Source organism: Chromatiaceae bacterium (assembly GCA_016714645.1).
In the GTDB taxonomy this organism is placed as follows: Bacteria; Pseudomonadota; Gammaproteobacteria; order Chromatiales; family Chromatiaceae; genus M0108.
In genome coordinates, this window is the sequence record JADKCI010000004.1 from 646,619 (window position 1) to 662,581 (window position 15,963).

The 15,963-nt window shown below is 60.9% G+C and carries 13 protein-coding genes; all 13 read left to right on the forward strand.

The genetic code is table 11. From position 1 onward, the window contains the following. The 13 genes from IPN92_14905 (at position 1) to IPN92_14965 (ending at position 15,930) form a co-directional block, all read left to right on the forward strand. Entirely contained in the window at positions 1-711 is a 711-nt protein-coding gene (locus IPN92_14905) for an NADH-quinone oxidoreductase subunit C (protein MBK8639487.1), read from the forward strand. After that, a complete protein-coding gene (locus IPN92_14910) occupies positions 704-1,963 on the forward strand; it encodes an NADH-quinone oxidoreductase subunit D (protein MBK8639488.1) in 1,260 nt (419 codons plus the stop codon). Before IPN92_14905 ends, IPN92_14910 begins: the two co-directional genes overlap by 8 nt. After that, the gene (locus IPN92_14915) at positions 1,963-2,493 is read left to right on the forward strand and encodes an NAD(P)H-dependent oxidoreductase subunit E (protein MBK8639489.1); all 531 of its coding nucleotides are present in this window, start codon (positions 1,963-1,965) and stop codon (positions 2,491-2,493) included. Before IPN92_14910 ends, IPN92_14915 begins: the two co-directional genes overlap by 1 nt. After that, entirely contained in the window at positions 2,493-3,776 is a 1,284-nt protein-coding gene (gene nuoF / locus IPN92_14920; protein ID MBK8639490.1) for an NADH-quinone oxidoreductase subunit NuoF, read from the forward strand. Before IPN92_14915 ends, nuoF begins: the two co-directional genes overlap by 1 nt. A 28-nt stretch (positions 3,777-3,804) precedes the next feature. Beyond that, positions 3,805-6,168 carry an NADH-quinone oxidoreductase subunit G gene (locus IPN92_14925; GenBank protein ID MBK8639491.1) on the forward strand — a complete coding sequence of 788 codons (2,364 nt, stop codon included), beginning with the start codon at positions 3,805-3,807 and terminating at the stop codon, positions 6,166-6,168. Between the two features lie 14 nt (positions 6,169-6,182). After that, complete coding sequence (gene nuoH, locus IPN92_14930) at positions 6,183-7,217, forward strand: NADH-quinone oxidoreductase subunit NuoH (protein MBK8639492.1); 1,035 nt, start codon at positions 6,183-6,185, stop codon at positions 7,215-7,217. A 17-nt stretch (positions 7,218-7,234) separates the two neighbouring features. Continuing rightward, a complete protein-coding gene (nuoI, locus tag IPN92_14935; GenBank protein MBK8639493.1) occupies positions 7,235-7,726 on the forward strand; it encodes an NADH-quinone oxidoreductase subunit NuoI in 492 nt (163 codons plus the stop codon). Positions 7,727-7,794: 68 nt separating this feature from the next. Further along, entirely contained in the window at positions 7,795-8,532 is a 738-nt protein-coding gene (locus IPN92_14940; protein MBK8639494.1) for an NADH-quinone oxidoreductase subunit J, read from the forward strand. Beyond that, positions 8,453-8,758: an NADH-quinone oxidoreductase subunit NuoK gene (gene nuoK / locus IPN92_14945; protein ID MBK8639495.1), complete on the forward strand. Its 306-nt coding sequence runs from the start codon at positions 8,453-8,455 to the stop codon at positions 8,756-8,758. The genes IPN92_14940 and nuoK overlap by 80 nt, the downstream gene beginning before the upstream one ends. 159 nt (positions 8,759-8,917) lie before the next feature. Beyond that, positions 8,918-10,906, forward strand: coding sequence for an NADH-quinone oxidoreductase subunit L (gene nuoL / locus IPN92_14950; GenBank protein MBK8639496.1), 1,989 nt, complete (start codon positions 8,918-8,920; stop codon positions 10,904-10,906). 21 nt (positions 10,907-10,927) lie between these two features. Beyond that, complete coding sequence (locus tag IPN92_14955) at positions 10,928-12,475, forward strand: NADH-quinone oxidoreductase subunit M (GenBank protein ID MBK8639497.1); 1,548 nt, start codon at positions 10,928-10,930, stop codon at positions 12,473-12,475. A gap of 59 nt (positions 12,476-12,534) precedes the next feature. Further along, on the forward strand, positions 12,535-13,971 hold the full coding sequence (gene nuoN / locus IPN92_14960; GenBank protein ID MBK8639498.1) for an NADH-quinone oxidoreductase subunit NuoN: 1,437 nt from the start codon (positions 12,535-12,537) through the stop codon (positions 13,969-13,971). A gap of 627 nt (positions 13,972-14,598) precedes the next feature. Then, positions 14,599-15,930: a Fe-S oxidoreductase gene (locus tag IPN92_14965; protein MBK8639499.1), complete on the forward strand. Its 1,332-nt coding sequence runs from the start codon at positions 14,599-14,601 to the stop codon at positions 15,928-15,930. Positions 15,931-15,963 lie beyond the last annotated feature (33 nt).

The following is a 15,963-nucleotide window of genomic DNA, read 5'->3' on the forward strand; positions in this document are numbered from 1 at the left end:
ATGTCACAACAGGAATCGAGAACCGGCGACGCGCGACAAGATGCACTCGTGGATGCGATCGACCGTCACTTCGCCGGTAGCGACTATCATCTGGAGTTCAGTCGCGGGGAGATGACGCTGGTCACCCAGGCGGAGGTTTGGTACGACCAGGCCCTGATCCTCCGCGATCACCCGGATTTTCTTTTCGCGCAACTCACGGATGTCTGTGGCGTGGATTTTGCCGCCTACGGCCAGTCCGAGTGGGAGACCGAGGCGGCCTCCAATACCGGATTCGGACGCGGTGCCGAGAGGAACGAGGCGTTTGCGGCCGATGATTCCAAACGATTCGCATCGGTCTATCATTTGCTGTCGATGAGCCATAACCGCCGGCTGCGGATTCGGGTCCAACTTGTCGGCCATCAGCCCATGGTGGACTCGGTGGTGGATATCTGGAGTGTGGCTAACTGGTTCGAGCGCGAGGCTTTCGATCTGTTTGGTATCCTCTATCGTGGTCACCCGGATCTACGTCGTATCCTTACCGACTACGGTTTTGTTGGCCATCCCTTCCGCAAGGACTTCCCGATCTTGGGCCATGTGGAGATGCGCTATGACCCAGAGCTTGCCCGCGTGGTCTATGAACCGGTCAGCATTGAGCCCCGCGTCCTGGTGGCGCGCGTAATTCGCTCCGATAGCCGCTTCGGCGACGCCTCGCTGGACCGCCCCCATGCCTGAGATTCGCAATTACACCCTGAACTTTGGGCCTCAGCATCCCGCCGCTCATGGCGTCTTGCGCCTGGTGCTGGAGATGGATGGTGAGGTTATCGTCCGGGCCGATCCCCATGTCGGGCTGCTTCATCGGGGTACCGAAAAGCTGGCGGAGACCAAGCCCTATAACCAGAGTATTGGCTACATGGATCGCCTGGACTATATGTCCATGCTCTGCAACGAGCATGGCTATGTCATGGCTATCGAGCGTTTGCTGGGTATCGAGGCGCCGATTCGCGCTCAATATATTCGAACCATGTTCGACGAGATCACCCGTCTCCTCAACCACCTGCTCTGGCTGGGGACCCATGGTCTGGACGTAGGCGCCATGACCATGTTTATTTATTGCTTCCGTGAGCGCGAAGATCTCATGGATTGTTACGAGGCGGTCTCTGGCGCGCGGATGCACGCGGGCTATTATCGGCCGGGTGGCGTCTATCGTGATCTCCCGGAACAGATGCCCCGTTATCGCGAAGAGCCCAGCAAGTGGCATAGTGCCGCGGATTTTGCCCGGCGCAACACCTCCCGCCAGGGTTCGCTGTTGGACTTCATCGAAGACTTTACCCTGCGGTTCCCGGGTTACGTCGATGAGTACGAGACCCTGCTCACCGATAACCGTATCTGGAAGCAGCGCACCGTGGGTATCGGCGTCGTCTCGCCAGAGCGTGCCCTCCAGCTTGGCTTTACGGGCCCCATGATCCGGGGCTCTGGCTTTCCCTGGGACTTGCGTAAGAAACAGCCCTATGCCGCCTACGACCTGGTGGATTTCGATATCCCGGTGGGGCAGAACGGTGACAGCTACGATCGTTACCTGGTGCGCGTCGAGGAGATGCGCCAAGCTAACCGCATCATCAAGCAGTGCGTCGAGTGGCTGCGGGCCAACCCGGGTCCGGTCATGATCGACGACCACAAGATAGCCCCACCGCCTCGCGCCGAGATGAAGGGCGATATGGAAGCCCTCATTCATCACTTCAAACTCTTTACCGAGGGCTATTGCCCGCCCGCGGGCGAGGTCTATGCCGCGGTAGAGGCCCCCAAGGGCGAGTTTGGTGTCTATCTGGTGTCGGACGGGGCCAATAAGCCCTACCGGGTCAAGATTCGCGCCCCAGGCTTTGCCCACCTATCGGCCATGGACGAGATGGCGCGTGGGCACATGCTGGCGGATGTGGTGGCCATCATTGGCACCATGGACATCGTATTTGGGGAGATTGACCGCTGATGAGCTTCAGAAGCGTACCCCTGACCGTCCCGGCCCCGCGCGTGGTTAAGGAAGGTCTCTTTGACGCCACGACTCGTGCCGCTATTGACGCTTATATCACCCGCTATCCGGAGGAGTGGAAGCAGTCGGCGGTCATGCCGGCCCTGACCCTGGTGCAGGATTGGAACGGCGGCTGGCTGTCGCGGGAACTGATGGACGACGTTGCCCGCTATTTGGATATGCCCGCCATCGCCGTCTATGAGGTGGCGACCTTTTACAACATGTATGACCTTGAGCCCACGGCCAAAAATAAGGTCTGCGTGTGCAATAGCATTTCCTGCATGTTGAACGGATCGGAAGAACTCATCGCGCACGTCGAACACCAATACGGCCTCAAACCCGGCCAGACCAGCAGCGATGGCCGCTTCACCTTCAAGGAGGTTGAGTGCCTGGGTGCCTGCCGGCATGCACCGGTGGTACTGGTGGGTCATACCTATCACGAGGGACTGACCCCCGAAGCCCTGGATAAGCTGATTGAGGGGTTGGGTTAATGGACGAGCGTCAGAACACCGTCTGCTTCCGTACCCTGCATCTGGATCAGCCCTGGACGCTGGCGGCTTATCGCAGTGTCGGCGGCTACAGCCAGTGGGAGAAAATTCTGCGGGAGCGGACGGACCCCAACGACATCATTAATGAGTTGAAACTCTCCAATCTGCGTGGGCGGGGTGGGGCGGGCTTCCCGACGGGGCTCAAGTGGAGCTTCATGCCGCGCAAGGAGCCGGGCCAGAAGTACCTGGTCTGCAACTCGGACGAGGGCGAGCCGGGCACCTGCAAGGACCGCGACATCCTGCGCTACAACCCGCACCAGTTGATCGAGGGTATGGCCATTGCGGGTTACTGCATTGGCGCCACGGTGGGCTACAACTATATCCGCGGGGAGTTTTACGAGCCGATCGCCCGCTTCGAGGCCGCCCTGAGCGAGGCTTACCAGGCGGGCCTGCTGGGACGGGACATTGCCGGGAGTGGCGTCGATTTCGATTTGTATGTTCACCTTGGCGCGGGGGCTTACATCTGCGGCGAGGAGACGGCTTTACTCGAGTCCCTGGAGGGCAAAAAGGGCCAGCCTCGTTACAAGCCCCCCTTCCCGGCCCAAGTGGGGCTCTATGGCCAGCCCACCACTATCAATAACACCGAATCCCTGGCATCGGTGCCCGTGATTCTGGAGCGGGGTGGGCGGTGGTTCCTGGAACAGGGCTTGCCCAATAATGGTGGACTCAAGCTCTTTTCCGTGACGGGGCATGTCGAGAAACCGGATAATTTCGAGGTACCTCTGGGTACCCCCTTCAAGGACCTGCTGGCCATGGCCGGTGGCGTCAAGGGCGGGCGCAAGCTCAAGGCGGTGATCCCCGGTGGCTCATCGACTCCGGTGGTGCCAGGAGATGTCATGTTGGGCGTCACCATGGACTACGACGCCATTGCCAAGGTTGGGTCCATGCTGGGTTCTGGGGCGGTTATCGTCCTCGCCGAGGGTACCGACATGGTCAAGGTCCTGTCTAATCTGTCCCATTTCTATGCCGCCGAGTCTTGCGGCCAATGCACACCTTGCCGCGAGGGCACGGGCTGGCTGGCTCGGGTGCTGCACCGCATTCTGCATGGCCAGGGTCGGCCGGAAGATCTCGAGCTCCTCGATACCGTGGCGGGCCATATCGGCGGACGTACCATCTGTGCCCTGGGGGACGCGGCGGCCATGCCGGTGCAAAGCTTCCTCAAGCATTACCGGCATGAATTCGCCCATTACATCGAACATGGCAGGGGCCTGGTTGAGGTCGCATGAAAGGGCGGCCTCCCACTGAGATAGCGCAATGACGGACAAGGTCACAATCGATATCGACGGTCGCGCCTGCGAGGCGCAACCGGGAGAAATGGTTATAGCGGTCGCTGATCGCGAGGGGATCTCTATCCCGCGCTTTTGCTACCACAAAAAGCTGTCCATTGCCGCTAACTGTCGCATGTGCCTGGTGGAGGTGGAGCAGAACGGGCGCCCCTTCCCAAAGCCAGTGCCCGCCTGTTCTACCCCCGTATGCGCCGGTCTCAAGGTTCTGACCCGCTCCCCCAAGGCCCTGGAGGCCCAGAAGGGGACCATGGAGTTCCTGCTCATCAATCACCCCCTGGATTGCCCCATTTGCGATCAGGGCGGGGAGTGCGAGTTGCAGGATGTCGCCATGGGCTATGGCCGTGACGTCTCGCGCTACATCGAGGGCAAGCGGGTCGTACAGGACGAGAATCTGGGCGCCCTCATCGCTACCGACATGACGCGCTGCATCCATTGCACCCGCTGCGTGCGGTTCGGCGCCGAGATTGCCGGTGTGCGTGAACTCGGCGCCACAGGGCGCGGCGAGTATGTCCGCATCGGTACCTTTGTCGAACACGCCATGGCCCATGAGCTGTCCGGCAACATCATCGACCTCTGCCCGGTTGGCGCCCTGACCTCCAAGCCCTATCGTTTCCAGGCCCGTGCCTGGGAGCTTAGCCAAGTCGACGGCTTGGCGCCGCATGATGGCCTGGGCTCCAACCTGCACCTGCATGTGCGCCGCAACCAGGTGATGCGAGTCCATCCGCGCGACAACGAGGCCATCAACGAGACCTGGATCTCGGACCGGGACCGCTTCAGTTACGAGGGCCTCTACACCGAGGACCGGCTGCTGTCGCCCCTGGTCAAGAAGGACGGTGCCTGGCAGGCTATTGGCTGGTCCGAGGCCTTACAACTGGCCGCCACCCAACTCAAGTCCGCTGGCAGCCAGCTTGGGGCCCTGATTTCGCCCGCCGCAACCCTGGAAGAGATGTTCCTGGCCCAAAAGCTGGTGCGCGGCCTGGGCTCCCCCGACATTGATACCCGTCTGCGTCAGCAGGACTTCCGCGGCGACGCGACCGATCCCTTGCTGCCCTGGCTGGGGTTGGCCATCGCGGATGTCGAGAAGCAGGGGGCCATTCTGCTGGTCGGGTCTGACATCCGGGCCGAAATCCCCTTGCTGGCCCACCGCATCCGCAAGGCGGCCATGGAAAACCAGGCCAGGGTCGTGACCGTCAATCCCTACGCCTTGGCCCTGACCTTCCCGGCGGAGCAATTTACCGGTACGCCCACGGCCAATCTCGGGGACCTAGCGGCTATCGCCAAGGCCCTGGGTGCCAAGGGCGGGCCTGGCAATGTTAAAGACCTCATCGCCCACGTCACACCCAATGATCGGCATCAGGCGAGCGCCCAAGCCTTGCTCCAGGCCGAATCCGGTGTGGTCCTGCTGGGCGCCCTGGCGGCGGCCCATCCCGACTATGCCCTCTTAAAGGCCTTGGCCAGCATCGTTGCCAAAGCCGCCAAGCTTAGGCTGGGATTTCTACCTGCGGCGGCCAATGCCGCAGGTGCCGCTCTGGCGGGGGCCCTGCCTCAGGTCGAGCCTGGCGCCAAGGCGGTAGCTACTCCTGGCGCCTCGATTGACACCCTGCTGGCGGAGCCCCGCAAGGCCTATCTGCTGTGGAATGTCGAACCGGGTCATGACCTGGCCGATCCGGCCCTGGCGGCCAAGGCCCTGGCCCGGGCGGATTTCGTTGTGGCCTGCGTGTCCCATCGCGGCGCCTCCGTCGAGGCGGTCGCGGACCTGATGCTGCCCATTGCCGCCTTTGCGGAGACCTCCGGGACCCTGGTCAACGCGGAACTGACCTGGCAGGCCTTCCGTGGGGTTGTCTCCCCGCCGGGCGAGGCGCGGCCGGGTTGGAAGATTCTGAGGGTGTTGGGTAATCTTCTTAATCTCGAGGGTTTTGACCAGGATAGTTCGCTCCAGGTGGCTGACGAGGTCCGCGAGGTGTGCGAGGGTGCCAGCCCGAGCAATGCCCTACGTGGGCATGTCAAGGCCAAGCCCGCGGCGCAGGCGGACCTCTGGCGCCTCGGCAACGTCCCCCTTTACCGGCTGGATACCCTGGTGCGGCGGGCCCCTGCCCTGCAACGCGTCCCGGGCGCGGGCTGTTTCTCCGTCCATCTCCATCCCGATCAGGCCACCGCCCTGGGTCTGGCGGCCGGCGATGCCGTTACCATCACCCAGGGCGAGGCCAGCGCCCGGAGCAAGGTCGCACTGAGCGAGGCCATCCCCCTAGGCTGCGCGCGCATTCCGGCGGCGGTGGCTGGCAGCGAGACCCTGGGCGTTCAGATCGGCCCCGTCGTGATCGCCAAGGAATGAGAGCGGATTGAATCATGATTGATCTCTGGAATTCCCTGCCGGAAGTCATCCGGATCCTGCTGAAGATCGTGGTGATCCTCGGGCCCCTGATGGGCCTGGTGGCCTACTACACCCTGGCGGAACGCAAAATCATCGGCTACATGCAGATCCGCATCGGCCCCAACCGGGTCGGTCCCCGCGGCCTGCTTCAGCCTATTGCCGACGCCCTCAAGCTGATGTTCAAGGAGATCATTCTGCCGACCCGGGCGGATAAGACGCTTTTCATCATCGCCCCCCTTCTGACCCTGGGCCCGGCCCTGGCGGCCTGGGCCGTCTTTCCCTTCGACGAGGGCCTGGTGCTGGCGGATGTCGATGCCGGTCTGCTCTACATCCTGGCCCTGACCTCACTGGGGGTTTATGGCGTCATCATCGCGGGCTGGGCCTCCAATTCCAAATATGCCCTCTTAGGTGCCTTGCGCTCCGGGGCTCAGATCGTGGCTTATGAGATCGCCATGGGCTTCGCCCTGGTGGGCGTCTTGGTGGCCGCCGGCAGTCTCAATCTGGGCGACATCGTCCGGGCCCAGGAGGGCAACATCCTGACCTGGTTCTGGCTCCCGCTCCTGCCCCTCTTCGGTGTCTATTTCATCTCTGGCCTCGCTGAGACAAACCGCGCGCCCTTTGATGTAGCGGAGGGTGAATCCGAGATCGTCGCGGGCTTCCATGTTGAATACTCGGGCATGACCTTCGCCGTCTTCTTCCTCGGCGAATATGCTAACATGATCCTTATCTCGGCCCTGTCCGCCCTCATGTTCCTGGGCGGCTGGCTGTCGCCCCTGCCGGCGGCCTGGGTCGAGGGCATTTTTCCGCTCGATAGTGGCTTCCACTGGTTGCTGCTCAAGACCTTTTTCTTCATGTTTCTCTTCCTGTGGTTCCGTGCCACCTTCCCCAGATATCGCTACGACCAGATCATGCGCCTGGGTTGGAAGGTCTTCATCCCGATCACCATCGTCTGGATTCTGGTCGTCGGGCTCGCGGTCTTGTACAAGCTGCCCCCCTGGTGGTCGGCCTGACGAAGAGGGGATAGAGAATGCTGCAAACCATGCGCGATTATCTGCGGAGCCTGCTGCTCATTGAGCTATTCCAGGGGCTGGGTGTCACTGGCCGCTACTTCTTCCGGAAGAAAATCACCGTTCAGTATCCGGAGGAAAAGGCGCCCCTCTCGCCGCGTTTCCGTGGTCTCCATGCCCTGCGCCGTTACGAGAACGGTGAGGAGCGTTGTATCGCCTGCAAGTTGTGCGAGGCGACCTGCCCGGCCCTGGCCATAACAATCGAGGCAGAGCCCCGCGAGGACGGCAGTCGCCGCACCACGCGCTACGACATTGATCTCTTTAAGTGCATCTATTGCGGCTTTTGCGAAGAGTCCTGCCCCGTGGACTCCATCGTCGAAACCTCGATTTACGAATACTGCTTCGAGAATCGTGACGAGAGCATCATGACCAAGGAGCGGTTGCTGGCCATCGGCGACCAGTACGAGGACGAGATTGCCGCGGCGCTATCGGCGGATTCACGCTACCGTTAGGCGCCGAATTGCGCCTTACACCTGATCCAATGGCTGACAGACCTACTTAAACCGGACCGGACCAAGACATGGGCTTCGAAAAGTTTCTCTTCTATGTCCTGGCGGCGACGGTAATCGCCGCGGCCGGCATGGTGGTCACGCGCCGCAACCCAGTGCATGCGGTACTCTTTCTCGTGGTGGCCTTCGTGGCGAGCGCCATGCTCTGGATATTGATGGACGCGGAGTTTCTCGCCATCAGCCTGGTTCTGGTTTACGTCGGCGCCGTGTTGGTCCTCTTCCTGTTCGTTATCATGATGCTGGACGTCGACATCGCCACCCTGAAGGCTCAGTTTATCCGCCACCTCCCCCTCGCCCTGGTGGTTGGGGTGATCATGCTGATTGAGATCTTCATGGTGGTCGGCCCCGGCAACTTCGGTGGCGAGTCCTTCCCGACTCCGGCCCACCATGGCGCCGACTACAGTAATACCCGCGAGCTCGGCCTCTTGCTTTACAGCGTCTATCTCTACCCCTTTGAGATAGCGGCCGTGATCCTGCTGGTGGCCATCGTTGCCGCCATCCGCCTGACTCTGCGTCACCGCCCGGACACCAAGTATATTGATCCCTCCCGGCAGGTCTATGTCCGCAAGGGTCCGGACCGGGTGCGAATCGTGCGGATGCCGCCCGAGCCTCGGCGGGTGCCGCCCACTACCCCCAGACGGTCACCGCCCAAGGCAAGGAGGACGCATCATGATCGAACTCTCCGATTATCTGATGCTGGGTGGAATCCTCTTTTCCATCAGCGTCGCGGGTATCTTCATCAATCGTAAGAACCTCATCGTCCTGCTGATGTGCATCGAGTTGATGCTCCTGGCGGTCAATATGAACTTCATCGCCTTCTCCCATTTCCTGGGCGATATGTCGGGTCAGGTGTTTGTTTTCTTTATCCTGACCGTCGCCGCCGCCGAGGCGGCTATCGGCCTCGCCATTCTCGTGGTGCTGTTCCGCAACCGGCGCACCATCGATGTCGAGGACCTGGATGCCCTCAAGGGTTAGCCCGGGGCGGACTGGGTCGAAAGTTCGGGACGGGAACAACAGGGCTTGTTCGATCAGTGTTAGGCTGGGGATGGCCGGGTTGGGATGCAATTGAATCCCGATAATCCCGTCACTTAATCGCGGCGTCGGCGGAACAGAGCATAAAGAGCAGACAAGCAGATGGAAAACCTCTACCTGACCATCGTCCTCGCCCCCTTGGTGGGCTCTATCATCGCTGGCTTCCTGGGGAGCCGGATTGGGCGGACGGGTGCCCACTCGGTGACCATTCTGGGCGTGGGTCTATCCTGTGGTCTGTCCCTTTATGTGCTTAAGGGATTCGTCGATGGAACCCTGCCAGCCTTTGACGGCCCCGTTTATACCTGGATGATCAGCGGTGGCATTAGCTTCGAGATTGGCTTCCTAGTTGACAAGCTGACGGCCCTGATGATGGCCGTGGTGACCTTCGTCTCCCTCATGGTGCACATCTACACCATTGGCTATATGGCGGATGATGAGCACAACTGGCCCAAGGAATCCCTGGCGGGCCGCAACGCCTATCAGCGTTTCTTCAGCTATATCTCCCTCTTTACCTTCTCCATGCTGATGCTGGTGATGTCGAACAACTTCCTGCAGTTGTTCTTTGGCTGGGAAGCGGTGGGACTGGTTTCCTACCTCCTGATCGGCTTCTGGACCGTGCGCGAGTCGGCCATCTTCGCTAATCTCAAGGCCTTTCTGGTCAACCGGGTCGGTGACTTCGGCTTCATCCTGGGCATCGGCGCCATCGCCATGTATTTCAACTCCATGGATTACATGGAGGTTTTTGGCGCGGCGCCCGCTCTGGCCCACACTCAGGTCCAGATCTGGGGAGATTCTTCCTGGTCCCTGATGACGGTCATTTGCGTACTGCTTTTCATCGGCGCCATGGGTAAGTCGGCCCAGGTCCCGCTCCATATCTGGCTGCCGGACTCCATGGAAGGCCCCACTCCCATCTCCGCCCTGATCCACGCCGCCACCATGGTCACCGCCGGTATCTTCATGGTGGCGCGCATGTCGCCGCTTTACGAACTCTCGGAGACTGCCCTGAGTTTCGTTATGGTGATCGGCGCCACCACGGCCTTTTTCATGGGCCTCGTCGGCCTGGTGCAGAACGACATCAAGCGCGTTGTCGCCTATTCGACCCTGTCCCAACTGGGCTACATGGTCGCGGCCCTAGGGGCCTCCGCCTACGCGGCCGGCATCTTCCACCTCATGACCCACGCCTTCTTCAAGGCCCTGCTCTTCCTGGCGGCCGGATCGGTCATCATTGCCATGCACCACGACCAGGACATCCGCAACATGGGCGGTCTGCGCAAGTACCTGCCCATCACCTGGATCACCTTTCTCCTTGGCTCCCTGGCGCTCATCGGTTTTCCCGGCTTTTCGGGCTTCTTTTCCAAGGACGCCATCATCGAGGCCGTGCATCTGTCCCAGGTGGGCGGGGCGGGGTACGCCAGCGTACTGCTGACCCTGGGTGTCTTCGTGACCGCTCTCTACAGTTTCCGGCTCTATTTCCTCGTCTTTCATGGTAGGGAGCGAATGGATGAGCACACCCGGCATCACCTGCACGAGACGCCGGCCGTCGTCTGGGTGCCGCTGGTCCTCCTGGCCATCCCGTCCGTCTTCATTGGCTGGATGACCATGGAGGCGGTGCTGTTTGGCGACTGGTTCAAGGGCGTCATCCACGTCGCCCCTCAGCACGATGTCCTGGCCCAGTTAGGCGCCCATTTCCATGGCCAGGCAGGCTTCGTCCTGCACGGCATGATGGGGCTGCCCTTCTGGCTGGCCATGGGTGGTCTGGCTCTGGCCTGGTACATCTACATGATGAAGCCGGTCATTGCCGATTACGCCATGGTGCGCTTCAGCCGGACCTATCGCATTCTGGATGGTAAGTATGGCTTCGATCAGTTCAATATGGCCGTCTTCGCTGGCGGGAGCCGGGCCTTGGGCAAGCTGTTTTGGGTAACCGGCGATCAGGGCCTCATCGATGGCGTCCTTATTAATGGCTCGGCCCAAGGCGTGGGCCGTATCGCCCAGCGCCTGCGCGGTATCCAGACCGGCTATCTGTACCATTACGCCATCGCCATGATTCTGGGTCTGGTGGCCTTGATGACCATCTTCGTGACCTTCTGATTCCGAGGGAGACGGACGAGCATGCACTTCGCAATTCCAGTTCTGTCGCTGGCCATCTGGCTGCCGATCATCGGTGGCCTGGCGGTACTCGCCAGTGGCGATAAGGCCCCCAACATTTCTCGCTGGGTGGCCTTGAGCTTTTCCGTGCTTGCCTTCCTGGTCAGCCTGCTCCTCTGGACGGGTTTCGATGCCAGCACGGCCCAAATGCAATTCGTCGAACGTGCCCCCTGGATTCCCAGCTTCAATGCCTGGTACCACCTGGGGGTGGACGGCATCTCCATGCCGCTCATCATCCTGACCACCTTTATCACCATCCTGGTCCTCATCTCTGGCTGGGAAGTCATCAGCTACAAGCCGTCCCAATACATGGCCGCCTTCCTCATCATGGAAGGCGTCATGGTCGGTGTCTTCTCCGCCCTGGACGCCATCCTCTTCTATGTCTTCTGGGAAGCTATGCTGATCCCGATGTTCATCATCATCGGGGTCTGGGGTGGACCCAGGCGGGTTTACGCCACCATCAAGTTCTTCCTGTACACCTTCTTCGGCTCGGTCTTCATGTTGGTCGCCCTGATCTACATGTACTTTAAGTCGGGCTCCTACAGCATCCTCGACTTCCAGGCCTTGCCCCTGAGCCTCACCGAGCAGATTTTGATCTTCCTGGCCTTCCTGGCCGCCTTCGCCGTCAAGGTGCCTATGTGGCCGGTGCATACCTGGCTGCCGGACGCCCATGTAGAGGCACCAACCGGCGGATCGGTGATCCTGGCGGCCATCATGCTGAAGATCGGCGGCTACGGCTTTCTGCGCTTCAGTCTGCCCATCACCCCGGACGCCAGCGCGACCCTGGACTGGCTGGTCATCGCCATGTCCCTGATCGCCGTGGTCTATATCGGCTTTGTCGCCCTGGTCCAGCAGGACATGAAGAAGCTGATCGCCTACTCTTCCATCGCTCACATGGGCTTTGTCACCCTGGGCTTCTTCATCGCCTTCAGTATTTTCGCTCGGGCTGGCTCCACGGGCGGCGTGGTGATGGGCTTTGAGGGTGGCATGGTGCAGATGGTCTCCCATGGCTTCGTCTCGGCGGCCATGTTCCTCTGCGTCGGGGTCCTTTACGACCGTCTCCATTCCCGCGAGATCACGACCTACGGGGGCGTGATTCACACCATGCCCGTGTTCGGCGCCCTGATGGTCTTCTTCGCCATGGCCAATGCCGGCCTCCCCGGAACTTCGGGATTCGTGGGTGAATTCATGGTCATCCTGGCCAGCTTCCAGGCCGATTTCTGGTATGCCTTCCTGGCGGCGACCACCCTGATTCTGGGTGCGGCCTATACCCTCTGGATGGTCAAGCGGGTCGTCTATGGCCCCGTGACCAGTGACAAGGTGGCGGGTTTGCAGGACGCCAATGGTCGGGAGTTGCTGGTGCTGGGGACCCTGGCGGTTGCCGTGCTGGCCCTGGGCCTCTGGCCTGCGCCCTTAGTGGAGGTGATGGACGCCAGCATCCAGAACCTGGTCCAGCATCTGGCGGTTTCCAAGCTGGCCGTGGCCCCTTCGGCCGTGGCGGTACTGCCCTGAACCCTGTTTAGCCCGGTGCCCCGCGCACCTGCCGGGTCCCTTGATTGCGGAAGATCAGCATGACCTTCGATTACGCCCATTTGATTCCCGTCGTTCCGGAGATCGCGGTTCTGGTTTTGGCCAGTACCCTGCTGCTGGTGGATCTCTGGCTGAAGGACCGGGAAAGGGGGATCAACCATGTGATCGCCGTCCTGGGTCTCCTGGTCGTCATCGGCCTTACTGGTCTGGTCGGTGGCGGGGAGCGGGAGATTGTTCTTGGCGGTACCTATGTCCGCGATCCCATGAGCGATCTGCTCAAGATAGCCATCCTCCTCATCAGCCTGCTGACCTTCGTCTATTCCCGAGACTACCTGCGCGACCGCCAGATGATGGTGGGCGAGTTCTATGTTCTGACCCTGTTCGCGATGTTGGGCATGATGGTCATGGTATCCGCCAACAGCTTCCTGACCCTCTACCTGGGGCTGGAACTGCTGGCCCTCTCCCTCTATACCCTGGTGGCCTTCGACCGGGACAGCCCGAAGGGTGCCGAGGCGGCCATGAAGTACTTTGTCCTCGGCGCCCTGGGCTCCGGACTTCTGCTCTATGGCCTCTCCATGCTTTATGGCGCCACCGGTTCACTGGAACTGGGGGCCGTCGCCGGGGCGGTGGCCTTGCAAGGTGCCACTAACCAAGTCCTGGTCTTTGGCCTGGTCTTCGTCGTCATCGGTATTGGCTTCAAGTTTGGCGCCGTGCCCTTCCACATGTGGGTGCCCGACACTTACGAGGGCGCGCCCAACCCCGTGGTCCTCTTTCTCGGCAGCGCCCCCAAGATCGCCGCCTTTGCCCTGGCCTTCCGCCTCCTGGTGGATGGACTGGGCGCATTGCACGCGGAATGGCAGGGGATGCTCATCATCCTGGCCGTCATCTCCATGGCGGTCGGCAATATCGTGGCGATCGCCCAGACCAACATCAAGCGGATGCTGGCCTACTCGACCATTTCCCATGTCGGATTCATCTTCCTGGGCCTGATCGGCGGCAATGCCGAGGCCTTTTCCGCCGCCATGTTTTACGCCATCGTCTATGCCCTGATGGCCGCCGGGGGCTTTGGCCTGCTGGTGATGATGAGCCGCGAGGGATTTGAGGTGGAGCGCTTGGAGGATCTCAAGGGCCTGAACGAGCGTGGCTCCTGGCAGGCGGCCATGATGGGGCTGGTCATGTTCTCCATGGCCGGGGTGCCCCCAACAGTAGGCTTCATGGCTAAGCTGCTGGTTCTGGAGGCCGTCATCAGCGTGGGTCTCTGGTGGCTCGCCCTGGTCGCCGTCTTTTTCTCCATCATCGGCGCCTTCTACTATCTGCGCGTCATCAAGATGATGTACTTTGACAAGCCTGAAACCGCCGAGCCCCTGGTCTTCGGCACCGGTGCCCGCCTGGCCATTTCCATCAATGGCTTGGCCATCCTGCTCCTGGGCCTCTTCCCGGCGGTCCTGCTGACCTATTGCCAGGCGGCCTTCGTCTGATATTTGCTCTTCCATGACCCCGGCGCCCTGTCTGGCGCGTCGGGGAATCGGGATATCCCGAGGCGGGGCCATCATCGGTATGGTCAATCGCCTACATCGGAACTATCCATTTCATTAAAGCTTCCCCCTGGCATAAATTAGTCCCATGCCGGCATCGGGGGTCCTTGCTCCAGACCGGCCTTGTCCTTTGCCAGTGGTGTGGAGATAAGCAGATGACCGCTAAACCTGAATGCCATCAAGTCCCCGTTAGCCAGGAACCCAGCGCGTCCTGGATGCAGGTCCTCGATTTCGGTATCAACCCGCACCTCAAGGGCTCGGCCGGGCAGGGGACTGACCAGAGAGTGAGGCTGCCCTCACGATTCGTGACCTTGCCCTGATCAGGTTTCCCCTAACCCTTGGCATCGGGGGATTAGGTCTTCGAAGGCGGCGGTGACCCACGATAGGATCTTAAAGTCGATAAAGGGGATCAGCCTTGGCCATTGGTTTTTCAATGCCGAAGCGGCTAAGCTGATATTCATGCCAGAAGGCCTTGCAGCCCCTGGACCCTTGGTCCAGTGCGCCTCGTGGTCGTCTGGTCGCCGCGCCCTGTTTCGATTCGTTCCTAGCATTAGATAAGGAGTGACCCCCATGCCCGCTCGCGAAGGCAGCCTCGAGGCTCCCACCCGACACAGTCTCGACTGGACCAATCCCAGGTTTTACGACGAGGAAGACCTGTTCAAGGAGCTGGAGCGGGTTTTCGACATCTGCCACGGCTGTCGTCGCTGCGTCAGCCTTTGTCATTCGTTCCCCGAACTTTTTGACCTGGTCGATGAATCATCGACGCTCGAAGTGGATGGCGTCGCCAAGGCCGATTACTGGAAGGTCGTTGATCATTGCTACCTCTGCGACCTTTGTTTCATGACCAAGTGTCCCTACGTGCCGCCTCACGACTGGCACCTGGACTTCCCGCACCTGATGTTGCGCGCCAAGGCCGCCAAGTTCCAACAGGGCAAGACCCAGACCCGGGACAGGATTCTCTCCAGTACCGATGCCGTGGGTGCCATCGCCAGCCTGCCGGGGGTCGATAAAGTTGTCAACGCCGCCAACAAATCAGACGTGGGACGCAAGGCCCTGGAGGTGGTGCTGGGGGTGCATCGCGATGCCCGCCTCCCCGAGTATCACAACAACACCCTGCGTAAACAGTTGGTTGGCAAGGTGGGTCGCCAGGTTGATGGTGAGGAGGCGGGTTCCACCACCGGCAAGGTAGCCCTCTTTACCACCTGCTACAACAATGTCAACGAACCCGACGTCGGCATGGACCTGGTGACGGTGTTCGAGCATAACGGCATCCCCATCACCATCCCGAACAAGGAAAAATGCTGCGGTATGCCCAAACTGGAGTTGGGCGACCTGGATAGCGTTAAGGCCCACATGGAAGAGAACATCCCGGTCCTCATGAAGCTGGTGGACGAGGGCTGGGACATCGTCGCGCCCATCCCTTCCTGCGTGCTGATGTTTAAGCAGGAACTGCCCCTTATGTTCCCGGATAACGCCCAGGTACAAAAGATTCGCCAGCACATTTACGACCCCTTCGAATATCTCATGATCCGCCACAAACACGGCAAGCTGCGGACCGATTTCAAACAGCCCCTGGGCACCGTCGCCTATCACGCCGCCTGTCATCAGCGGGTCCAGAATCTGGGACAGAAGACCCGGGAACTGCTGAGTTTGATTCCGGATACCCGGATCGAGATCATCGAGCGCTGCTCCGGCCACGATGGTACCTATGCCGTCAAGAAGGAGTTCCACGCCTACTCGATGAAGATCGTCGCCCCCGTGGTCAATAAGGTCAGGCAGATCAAGCCGGACTATTACGGCAGCGACTGCCCCATGGCGGGCCAGCACATCGGCCATGGCCTCAAGGACGGCAGCGCGCCAAAGCATCCCTTGACGTTGCTGCGCCTGGCCTACGGTCTCTGAGTCGTGGCACGGGGCGGATCGACCGCCGCCCCG